9 protein-coding genes are annotated in these 10650 nt (G+C 66.8%); 5 read left to right on the top strand and 4 right to left on the bottom strand.

The genetic code is table 11. The features are described 5' to 3' along the window. The first annotated feature begins 581 nt into the window (after positions 1-581). Positions 582-1841: an enoyl-ACP reductase FabV gene (fabV, locus tag QRO91_RS20340; protein WP_197632478.1), complete on the top strand. Its 1260-nt coding sequence runs from the start codon at positions 582-584 to the stop codon at positions 1839-1841. 114 nt (positions 1842-1955) lie between these two features. On the opposite strand, the gene QRO91_RS20335 is transcribed toward fabV, so the two are convergent. From QRO91_RS20335 to QRO91_RS20325, 3 genes are all read right to left on the bottom strand, one after another. Next, a complete protein-coding gene (locus QRO91_RS20335) occupies positions 1956-4025 on the bottom strand; it encodes an EAL domain-containing protein (protein WP_197620814.1) in 2070 nt (689 codons plus the stop codon). A 91-nt stretch (positions 4026-4116) separates the two neighbouring features. Beyond that, a complete protein-coding gene (locus QRO91_RS20330) occupies positions 4117-5301 on the bottom strand; it encodes an NAD(P)/FAD-dependent oxidoreductase (protein ID WP_197651212.1) in 1185 nt (394 codons plus the stop codon). Next, a complete protein-coding gene (locus QRO91_RS20325; RefSeq protein WP_049428197.1) occupies positions 5298-5846 on the bottom strand; it encodes a YaeQ family protein in 549 nt (182 codons plus the stop codon). The genes QRO91_RS20330 and QRO91_RS20325 overlap by 4 nt, the downstream gene beginning before the upstream one ends. A 123-nt stretch (positions 5847-5969) precedes the next feature. Here QRO91_RS20325 and QRO91_RS20320 point away from each other — a divergent pair, with 123 nt between their 5' ends. Next, the gene (locus QRO91_RS20320) at positions 5970-6848 is read left to right on the top strand and encodes a pseudouridine synthase (RefSeq protein ID WP_197651213.1); all 879 of its coding nucleotides are present in this window, start codon (positions 5970-5972) and stop codon (positions 6846-6848) included. Positions 6849-6854: 6 nt separating this feature from the next. Here the strand turns inward: QRO91_RS20320 and QRO91_RS20315 are convergent, their stop codons facing one another. Beyond that, on the bottom strand, positions 6855-7343 hold the full coding sequence (locus tag QRO91_RS20315) for a YaiI/YqxD family protein (protein WP_059034065.1): 489 nt from the start codon (positions 7341-7343) through the stop codon (positions 6855-6857). 301 nt (positions 7344-7644) lie between these two features. On the opposite strand from QRO91_RS20315, the gene QRO91_RS20310 reads away from it, so the two are divergent. The 3 genes from QRO91_RS20310 (at position 7645) to QRO91_RS20300 (ending at position 10327) form a co-directional block, all read left to right on the top strand. Next, positions 7645-7854: a cold-shock protein gene (locus QRO91_RS20310; protein ID WP_004153307.1), complete on the top strand. Its 210-nt coding sequence runs from the start codon at positions 7645-7647 to the stop codon at positions 7852-7854. A 185-nt stretch (positions 7855-8039) separates the two neighbouring features. Next, positions 8040-8729: a glutathione S-transferase family protein gene (locus tag QRO91_RS20305; protein ID WP_049428208.1), complete on the top strand. Its 690-nt coding sequence runs from the start codon at positions 8040-8042 to the stop codon at positions 8727-8729. Positions 8730-8761: 32 nt separating this feature from the next. Continuing rightward, on the top strand, positions 8762-10327 hold the full coding sequence (locus tag QRO91_RS20300; protein ID WP_197633762.1) for a YdiU family protein: 1566 nt from the start codon (positions 8762-8764) through the stop codon (positions 10325-10327). The last annotated feature ends 323 nt before the right edge of the window (positions 10328-10650 follow it).

The following is a 10650-nucleotide window of genomic DNA, read 5'->3' as shown; positions in this document are numbered from 1 at the left end:
TTTTGGTGTTGGGCCGGGCAATTTTGGTTTGCAACAAAACCCGTTAACCCAAACGTGGGGGGAGCGTGGCCGCAACCCTGGGCCCAACGGGGCGGCCAACCCCACATGCCCCCACGGCCGACAGATTCCGGTAGGTGTTGTTTGGTGTCGACCTTGGTCGACACATGTGTCAGTTATCGAGTGAATTCAACGGTGTCGACCACGGGCGACACCTACCAGGGCCGCACGCCTTCCTGGCAGATCGCGGAGAACTGTCGAAAGCGGGGTGGGTCCGGTTGAGGGGGCGTGAGCCGCATGGATGCGGCGACCGAGCTTACATGGACGTACTTGCAGCGTCCCCCTCAACCGGACCCACCGCGCCATCTCACAGGAGCCCAGCTTTTGACGTTGCTCCGGCTGTGGCCGTTGCTCCGGCCTCTGCGGGTGCAGGGTGCAACCCTGCAAAACAAACACCACCCTACGCCAGCGTCGGTTGTGCATTCGGCCCCCGCGCACTACGATCCTGCGGTTCGCGCGCGCAGGCGCGCGCCCGTATTCCTGCTGAGCGCCCCGTGCGCCGCATCTGCCAACCCGAGGTATCCATGGTCATCAAACCGCGCGTCCGCGGCTTCATCTGCGTCACCACCCACCCGACCGGCTGCGAGGCCGCGGTCAAGCAGCAGATCGACTACATCCGCGCGCGCCCGCCGATCCAGAACGGCCCCAAGCGCGTGCTGGTCATCGGCGCGTCCACCGGTTACGGCCTGGCGGCGCGCATCACCGCTGCCTTTGGCAGCGGCGCCGCGACCCTGGGCATCTTCTTCGAGCGACCGGGCACCGAATCCAAGCCGGGCACGGCCGGCTGGTACAACTCGGCCGCGTTCCACAAGTACGCCGACGAAGCCGGCCTGTACGCCAAGAGCATCAACGGCGACGCCTTCTCCGATGAAGTGAAGGCCAGGACCATCGAGATGATCAAGGCCGATCTGGGCCAGGTCGACCAGGTCGTCTACAGCCTGGCCGCGCCGCGCCGCAAGCATCCGAAGACCGGCGAGATCATCAGCTCCACGCTGAAGCCGATCGGTGAGCCGATCACCCTGCGTGGCCTGGATACCGACAAGGAAGTACTGACCGAGACCCACCTGCAGCCGGCCACGCCGGAAGAAATCGCCGGCACCGTTGCGGTGATGGGCGGTGAGGACTGGCAGATGTGGATCGATGCGCTGGCCGACGCCGGCGTGCTGGCCAACGGCTGCACCACCACGGCCTTCACTTACGTGGGCGAAGAAATCACCCAGGCGATCTACTGGAACGGTTCCATCGGTGCCGCCAAGAAGGACCTGGACACCAAGGTGCTTGGCCTGCGCGAAAAGCTGGCGAAAATCGGCGGCGACGCGCGCGTGTCGGTGCTGAAGGCCGTGGTCACCCAGGCCAGCTCGGCCATTCCGACCATGCCGCTGTACCTGTCGCTGCTGTTCAAGGTGATGAAGGAAAAGGGCACCCACGAAGGCTGCATCGAGCAGCTCGACGTGCTGTACGACATCCTCTACGGCGGCAAGGCCGACGGCGTGGCGATCGATCGCCTGCGCCACGACCTGGTCGATGGCGAGGGCCACACCGTCGCGCTGGTCGATAAGGAAGGCCGCCTGCGTGCCGACTACAAGGAAATGGCGGCGGACGTGCAGGGCAAGGTGGTCGCGCTGTGGCCGCAGGTGACCAACGAGAACCTGTACGAGATCAGCGACCTGGCCGGCTACAAGGCCGACTTCCTGCGCCTGTTCGGCTTTGGCGTGGAGGGTGTCGACTACGAGGCCGACGTCAACCCGGACGTGAAGATCGACAACCTGGTCGACATGACCTGATCAATGAAAAGGCCGGCGAAAGCCGGCCTTCTCGTTTGTGTAGAGCCGAGCCATGCTCGGCTGCTCTTCGCTTGAGTCCTGCAGCCGAGCATGGTTCGGCTCTACAGAGACGCGTCACCCGAACTCGAACCCCATCTCCGGCAGCGCCGGGCCGACGAAGTCGCCCTGCACGTAGTCCACCCCGGCACTGAACAACAGGGTCATCGAATTGGCATCGCTGACGAACTCGGCGATGGTATGGATACCGGCTTCCTGCGCGCGTGCGGTGATCTGGCTGATGCGGTCGATGTTCTCGCGGGTGGCCGCCAGATCGCTGGTGAAACCGCGGTCCAGCTTGAGGAACTGCGGCTGGAAGTGGGCCAGCAGCTGGAACGAGTCCAATCCCGAACCAAACTGCTCCAGGCCGATGCGGCAGCCCAGCGGCGCCACTTCGGCAAGGAACTGCTGCGCACTGCGCAGGTGGGTGAACACCTTCGCTTCCGGTGCATGCAGCCACAGTCGCTCACCGGGTACGCCCTGCGCCTGCAGTTCGCGGCGCAGGGTGGCGATCATCTGCGGGTCGTCGAACGATTCCGGCGTCACCTTCACCAGTACCTGGGTGGCATGGCCCTGGCGCGCACGCTGGCCCAGTACGGCGATGGCCTGCGAAACCACCCAGCGGTTGATGTCGGCCAGCAGGCCGTGCTCCTCGGCGATGCCCAGGAACGCGGTGGGGCTCAACAGCTCGCCGTTGTGCTCCAGGCGCAGGTAGGCTTCGTACAGCTCCAGCGGCTCGCCCTGCAGGTTCAGCACCGGCTGGTAGTGCAGCTGGAAGCCGTCGCCGGCCAGTGCTTCACGGATACGGGTGACCCAGCGCAGCACGCGCTCTTCCTCGACGCGGTCGGCCGCAGCCGGGTCGAAGATGCGGCAGGTATTGCCCAGTTCGGCGGCGGCATGCGTGCACTCGCTGGCGCGTGCGAGCACCTGGCCGATGCTGGCGATCTTCTCGCCCACCTGTACGCCGCCGATGCTGACCGTCACCGTGGCCGAACGCGCGCCGATGCTGAAGACGTGTGCGGCGTAGGCTTCGCGGATGCGCTCGGCCAGCGCCACGGTCTGCGCGTAGGGCCCGGCCTGCAGCACGGCGAAATTGTGTTCGCCGAAGCGGGCCAGCTGCGCGTCCTCGCCGACCACCTCGGCCAGCAGGCCGGCCAGGGCGCCGATCAGGGTGTCGGCCGACGCCAGGCCGATGTCCGGCAGCAGGCGCGCGTAGTGGTCCGGCTCGATCAGCAGCAGGCCGAACTGGCCCTCGCTGCGCCCGGCCTGGGCCACCGCGCTTTCCAGCTGCAGCATGAAGGTCGGGCGGTTGAGCAGGCCGGTGACCTGGTCGCGCTGGCGCAGGTCCTCGACCTCGCGCGCCAGTTCCGGGTCGAACTCCATGCGGCGGCGGAGCACCACCTGCAGGCAGGATTCGCCCTCGTAGGTGGCGGCAGTGAATTCCATCGTTGCCGGGAACGCGCTGCCATCTTCGTGACGGGCATCGAGCTGGTACTGCGGCGGTGGCGCTTCACCACGGCTCAGGCCCTTCAGCAGCTGCTTGAAGCCCTCCACATGCTGGGCGGCGACCATGTCCAGCAGCGAGATGCCTTCGATATCGTCGAAATGCTCGTAACCGAACATTTCCAGGTAGGCGTCGTTGGCACGGATGTGCATGCCTTCATGCACGTAGGCGATGGGGTCGCGTGAGGAGGCGATCAGCGCATCGCAGCGGCGCTCGGTCTCGCGCATCTGCGCCTCGATGCGGCGCAGGCCACGCCGCGCCTGCAGGTCCACCCACTGGTCGCGGACCACGGCGAGCAGGTGCTCTGGGCGCTGGCGCAGGGCGAGGGCACGGATGCCGTGGCTGCTGGCCTGCACCAGCTCGTCCTCGTCGATGCGCTCGGCCAGCAGCACCAGCGGGATGTCCTTGCCACTGGCGGCGATGTGCTGGGCCACCAGTGGCAGCGGGATGCCCTGCGAGGGCGATGCCAGCACCAGGTCGATGGCCTGGCCGGACAGCACCTGGGACAGCTCGGCCGCATCCTGCGGCCGCCAGGGGCGCACCGCGATGCCGCTGTTGCGCAGGGTGCTGACAATGGCTTCGGCGTTTTCGCCGCTGTCATCAACGATCAGCAGGCGGATGGTGATGTCGTTCGCGTTCTGCATGCACTGCTCCCCAATCTGCGAATCTAGATACACGATGCGCGGCGAACCGTCCATGCGTGCACCCCTTGCACGCATCGAACGGCGATCTGCTTCACACCACGCCACCGGCGGCGTGGCCGCTGGCCCAGGCCCACTGGAAGTTGTAGCCGCCCAGCCAGCCGGTCACGTCCAGCACCTCGCCAACGAAATGCAGGCCGGGCACCCGCTTGGATTCCATCGTAGAGGACGACACCTCGGCCGTATCCACGCCGCCCAGGGTGACCTCGGCGGTGCGGTAGCCCTCGGTGCCACTGGCCACCAGCGGGAACGCGCCCAGCAGCTGCGCGGCCTGGCGCAGCACCGGCTCGTCCAGCTGGCGCACGGGCCGGTCGGGCAGCCAGTGCTCGCACAGGCGCTGCGCCAGCCGCTTCGGCAGTACCTCGCCCAGCACGGTGCGCAGCTCGGCGGCCGGGCGCTCGCGTTTCATCTGGCGCAGCCACTCGCCTGCATCCTGGCCGGGCAGCAGGTCCAGCTCCAGTGCATCGCCGGGTTGCCAGAACGAGGAGATCTGCAGGATCGCCGGGCCACTGACGCCGCGATGGGTCAGCAGCATGAAGTTCTGGAAGCTCTTGCCGTTGCAGCGCGCCTCGATCGGCAGGGCGACACCACTCAGATCGGCCAGCCGCTCCTGGTGCTTGCCGCTGAGCGTCAGCGGTACCAGGCCTGCGCGGGTCGGCAGCACCTGGTGGCCGAACTGGCGGGCAATCTCGTAGCCGAAGCCGGTGGCGCCCATGCTCGGAATCGACAGGCCGCCGGTGGCCACCACCAGCGAAGCGCAGTGGAACAGGCCGTGCGTGGTGTACACGCGGAAACCGTCGCTGCCGTGCTCGATGCGCTGCACGCTGCACTCGGTGCGGATCTGCGCGCCGGCCGCCTGGCATTCGTCCACCAGCATCTTCACGATCTGCTTGGAGGAGATGTCGCAGAACAGCTGGCCCAGCTCCTTTTCGTGATAGGCGATGCCGTGCTTGCTGACCAGCTCGATGAAGTGCCAGGGCGTGTAGCGCGCCAGCGCCGACTTGCAGAAGTGCGGGTTGGCTGACAGGAAATTGGCTGGGGTGGTGCCGGTGTTGGTGAAGTTGCAGCGGCCACCGCCGGACATCAGGATCTTCTTGCCGACCTTGTTGGCATGGTCGATCACCTGCACCTGGCGGCCGCGTTGGCCAGCCGTGATCGCGGTCATCAGTCCGGCCGCGCCGGCGCCGATGACCACCACGTCGCAGCGGATCGTGCTCATGCCTTGGCGCGCTTGCGCCAGTTCGGGATCACGTCGAGCTGCATCTGATCGTTGAGCAGCTGCACTTCACCGTCCTGGATCAGCACGCTCCAGCGCATCGCGCGCTGGATCTGCTGGCCCCACAGTTCTACGAAGGCACCATCGAGGTCGACCACCGACAGGTTGTCGAAGCGCGCCAGGCCCTTGCCCTGCTTGCCCCACCAGATGTCCGAGGCGTTTCCGCCGTAATTGATCACCTGCACCTGGCGGCTGCGGTTGCTGGCCTTGCGGATGCGCGATTCGTCCGGATGGCCCAGGTCGATCCACTGCAGGATGTCGCCGGTGTAGTCGTGTTCCCACAGGTCCGGCTCATCGTCAGTGCTCAGGCCACGGCCGAACTCCAGGCGGTCACCGGCATTGAGGGCGAAGGCGAGCAGGCGCACCATCAGGCGTTCGTCGGTCTCGGACGGGTGCTGGGCCAGGGTCAGGTTGTGGGTCGCGTAGTAGCCGCGATCCATGTCGCTGATCTGCAGTTCGGCCTTGCGGATGGTGGCGGTAAGAGCCATGGGGGATCCGTGGACTAAAGACGACAATGATAGAGGTTTGCTTCCGGGGTGTCCGTTGCCAGGCTGTCTGCGGGACGTCAACGTGGCACGCTTGCACGCTTTCCCGCCGCAGAAGTGGATACGATGACCCTGCCCAGCCGCCTGCAGCTGCCGCCCGGCCTCTGGCCCAGCCTGCTTGATGGCCTGTGCGCACGTTTCCCGCGCATCGACCGTGCGCAGTGGCAGGATCGCTTCGCGCGTGGCCGCGTGCAGGACATGCAGGGCAGGGCGCTGTCGCCGGACATGCCCTGGCAGGTGGGACTGGAGATCCAGTACTTCCGCGAGGTGGCCGACGAACCGGTGATTCCCTTCGCCGAGACCATCCTGCATCTGGATGAGCACCTGCTGGTGGCCGACAAGCCGCACTTCCTGCCAGTGACGCCGGCCGGCAGCTACGTACGCGAAACCCTGCTGGCACGCCTGATCGCACGCACGGGCAATACCGGGCTGGCGCCGCTGCATCGGCTGGACAGGCTGACCGCTGGCCTGGTGCTGTTCTCGACGCAGGCGGCCACGCGCGATGCCTACCAGCGGTTGTTCCGCGAGCGCCGCATTGAAAAGACCTATGAGGCGCTGGCACCGGCGCTGCCCGGGCTGGCGTTCCCGCTGCGACGGCACAGCCGGCTGGCGCCGGACGAGCCGTTCTTCCGCATGGCCGAAGTGCCAGGTGAGCCCAATGCGCGCAGCCTGATCGATCCGATCGAGGCGGAGGGACCGATCTGGCGCTACCGGCTGAAGCCGGAAACCGGCCGCAAGCACCAGTTGCGTGTGCACATGGCCGCGCTGGGCGCGCCGATCGAGGGTGATGACCTTTACCCGCAGCTGCAGTCGCGGCCTGAGAGCAGTGCCGAGCCACCGCTCCAGTTGCTGGCACAGGGGCTGGCCTTCGATGATCCACTCACCGGGGAGCCGCGGCGGTTCAGCAGCCAGCGGCGCCTGTGCCTGCCCGGCAACGGCGACTAGGTCTGTTCAGCGAGCCGGGCGCCGCGCCAGCCAGCGGTCCAGCTCGGCGGCGAACAGCTGCCGGTCGCGCGGTCCCAACGGGGGCGGTCCTCCGGTCTGCACCCCGGCGCCGCGCAGCTCCTCCATGAAATTGCGCATCGACAGCCGCTCGGCCATGTTGTTCGGCGTGTACAGCTGGCCGCGCGGGTTCAGCGCCACGGCCTTCTTTTCCAGCACCAGTGCGGCCAGCGGGATGTCCTGGGTGACCACCAGGTCACCGGCGGCCACCCGTTCGACGATGGCACTGTCGGCAACGTCCAGGCCCTGCGGCACCTGGATCGAGCGCAGCCAGCGCGAGGGCGGGGTGCGGATCCACTGGTTGGCGACCAGGGTCAGCTCGATCCCGACCCGTTCAGCGGCCCGGAACAGGATGTCGCGAATGACGGTGGGGCAGGCATCCGCGTCCACCCAGATGCGGGGGAGGGCGGGTTCAGCTTGGGTTTCAGCTTCAGTCATTTACCCAGTGTAGGGTAGGAAAAACCTGAATGGGGACTCGGGTTTAGCCCTGATCAGCTGCCAGCCCTTGCCACGCCTAGCGGGCGGGGCCCGCCCATGAACGTCCGGGCTATCGCTTTTTGCAGAAAACACGCGTATCGTTCGTCCCACTGTGTTTGCTAGGGTCACCGTGAATCGTGGCCTGGTGCAGTTGATCTCACGATCCGCTCATCGATCCGCTTTACCAACGCCTGCAACTCAGTCTCGGCCCCGATACCCGGTGGCTGCGATTTTTTCAACATGTGTTTCAGGAGTTAGTCAAATGTCTGATCGTCAGACCGGCACCGTCAAGTGGTTCAACGACGCCAAGGGCTTCGGCTTCATCACCCCGGAAAGCGGCCCGGACCTGTTTGTGCACTTCCGTGCCATCCAGGGCACCGGCTTCAAGACCCTGCAGGAAGGCCAGAAGGTTACCTTCATCGCCGTCCAGGGCCAGAAGGGTATGCAGGCTGACCAGGTGCAGGCGGTCTAATCCGTCTGCTACCGTTTGGTAGCCAGAACGCCGGAAGCGAAAGCTTCCGGCGTTTTTTATTGCCCGTTGTTCTGTAGCGTCGAGCCTTGATCGACTGCTTTCCAAAGACAGTCGAGCATGGCTCGACTCTACATGGGGCATGCAGCCATCACGGTACGATGTGGGCCTCCCCAAGGATCGTCCCCATGCGCATCGTCCACCACCTGGAAAACTCCCGTTCCCTGCGCGTGCTGTGGATGCTGGAGGAGCTCGGGCTGGACTACGAGCTGCGCCGCTATCCGCGCGATCCGAAGACGCTGCTGGCACCGCCGGAGCTTCGCAACGTGCATCCGCTCGGCAAGTCGCCGGTGCTGCAGGATGGCGAACTGGTGCTGGCCGAGTCCGGCGCAATCCTGGATTACCTCGCCGACCGTTACGACACCCAGCGCCAGCTGTCGCCGTCACCGACGCCGGCCGATGGCGCCGAGCGCATCGCCTACCGCTATTGGCTGCACTACGCCGAAGGCTCGGCGATGCCGCCGCTACTGCTGACCCTGGTGATGGGCCGCATCCGCAACGCGCCGATGCCGTTCTTTGCGCGCCCGATCGCGCGCAGCATCGCCGACAAGGCCGAGCGTGGCTTCATTGGCCCGCAAAGGCGCCTGCACCTGGACTGGATGGAGCGCCGCCTGGCCGAAAGCCCTTGGTTCGCCGGTGAGCGGTTCAGCGCGGCCGACATCCAGATGAGCTTCCCGATCCAGGCTGCCGCCGCCCGTGGTGGTGGCCTGGATGACAAGCCGGCGCTACGCGATTTCCTCAAGCGCATCAGCGAGCGCCCGGCCTATCAGCGCGCCGAAGCACATGGCGGGCATCTGCAGGCGCTCAGCGGCAATTGAGGCGGGCGGCGGTCGCCCCCATCTTCAACCCCATGGATACCGACAGCCCCCGTTTCGACAATCGCCTGCTGAATGCCCTGCCGGGTGACCCCGAATCCGGCCCGCGTCGCCGCGAAGTACTGGGCGCCGCCTGGTCGCCGGTGATGCCGACGCCCGTGGCAGTCCCCACGCTGCTGGCCTGGTCGCCGGACGTTGCCACGATGCTCGGCTTCGATACCGCTGAGGTCGAGAGCGAAGGCTTCGCGCGCGTATTCGGCGGCAATGCGCTATACCCCGGCATGCAGCCGTGGGCGGCCAACTATGGCGGCCATCAGTTCGGTCACTGGGCGGGGCAGCTGGGTGATGGCCGCGCGATCTCGCTGGGCGAAGTGGTCGCACCGGATGGCGGTCATTGGGAGCTGCAGCTGAAGGGTGCCGGCCCGACCCCGTATTCGCGGGGCGCCGATGGTCGCGCGGTGCTGCGCTCGTCCATCCGCGAGTTCCTGTGCAGCGAAGCGATGCATCACCTGGGCGTGCCGACCACGCGCGCGCTGTCGCTGGTCGGCACCGGCGAAGACGTGGTGCGCGACATGTTCTACGACGGCCACCCGCGTGCCGAGCCCGGCGCCATCGTGTGCCGGGTATCGCCTTCGTTCCTGCGTTTCGGTTCCTTCGAACTGCCGGCCTCGCGTGGTGAAACCGCCTTGCTGCAGCAGCTGGTGGATGCCTGCATCGCCCGCGATTTCCCCGAGCTGGAAGGGCAGGGCGAGGCGCTGTATGGCGATTGGTTCGCGCAGATCGCGGTGCGCACCGCCGAGATGATCGCGCACTGGATGCGCGTGGGCTTCGTCCATGGCGTGATGAACACCGACAACCTGTCCGTGCTCGGCCTCACGCTGGATTACGGTCCCTATGGATGGGTCGAGGACTTCGATCCGGACTGGACGCCGAACACCACCGATGCCCAAGGCCGGCGCTATCGTTTCGGTACCCAGCCGCAGGTGGCGTACTGGAACCTGAGCCGATTGGCGCAGGCGTTGTCGTCATTGTTTGCCGATGTCGAACCGCTGCAGGCAGGATTGGCGGCGTACCAGTCCACGTTCGTTGCCTGCACCCGTCGCGATGCAGCGGCCAAGCTCGGCCTGGCTGCGGCCGATGATGAGGACCTGCAGCTCTACCTGCGCTGGCAGCAGTTGATGCAGGACGGCAGCATGGACATGACGCTGGCCTGGCGCGCGCTGATGCGCGTTGATCCAGCGTCGCCCGATGTGGGCCTGCTGGACGCGGTGTACTACGACGAGGCGCGCCAGCAGTCGGTGCAGGCACCGTTGCAGCAGTGGCTCCAGGACTACGCGGCGCGGCTGCGCATGGATACGCTGTCGGCCAGCGAACGCACGGCGAAGATGGCCGCGGCCAATCCGCTGTACGTGCTGCGCAACTGGCTGGCGCAGGAGGCCATCGATCGCGCCGAGCAGGGGGATCTCGGCGGTGTTCATGCATTGCAGGACGTACTGCGCGACCCGTACACCGAGCGCCCGGGGCTCGAGCACTTCGCAGGCAAGCGCCCTGCATGGGCCGATAACCGCGCCGGCTGCTCGATGCTGTCCTGCAGTTCCTGAGGGTGGGGTTCGGCAGGGCTGCGCCCTGCACCCGCAGAGGCAACAGCCGAAGCCAAAGCGGCTCTGGATTGCTGATGGTTTGGCGGGGGGGGGGGGGGGGGGGGGGGGCCCCCCCCCCCCCCCCCCCCCCGGCCGCCCCCCCCCCCCCCCCCGCCCCCCCCCCCCCCCCCCCCCCCCCCCCCCCCCCCCCCCCCCCACACCCCCGGCTGGGGGGGGGGGGGCCCCCCGGGGCTCCCACAAAGCACTATAATATAAAAAAAAATGTGTGTTCACTAATGATTTTGCCCAAGCAGCCATTCCCAGCCCGCCCCCACGCGCGCCGC

The organism is Stenotrophomonas maltophilia group sp. Smal32 (assembly GCF_030237085.1).
In the GTDB taxonomy this organism is placed as follows: Bacteria; Pseudomonadota; Gammaproteobacteria; order Xanthomonadales; family Xanthomonadaceae; genus Stenotrophomonas; species Stenotrophomonas maltophilia_Q.
The sequence above is the reverse complement of the archived record's forward strand: the minus strand, read 5'-3'. Positions and strand labels throughout refer to the sequence as shown.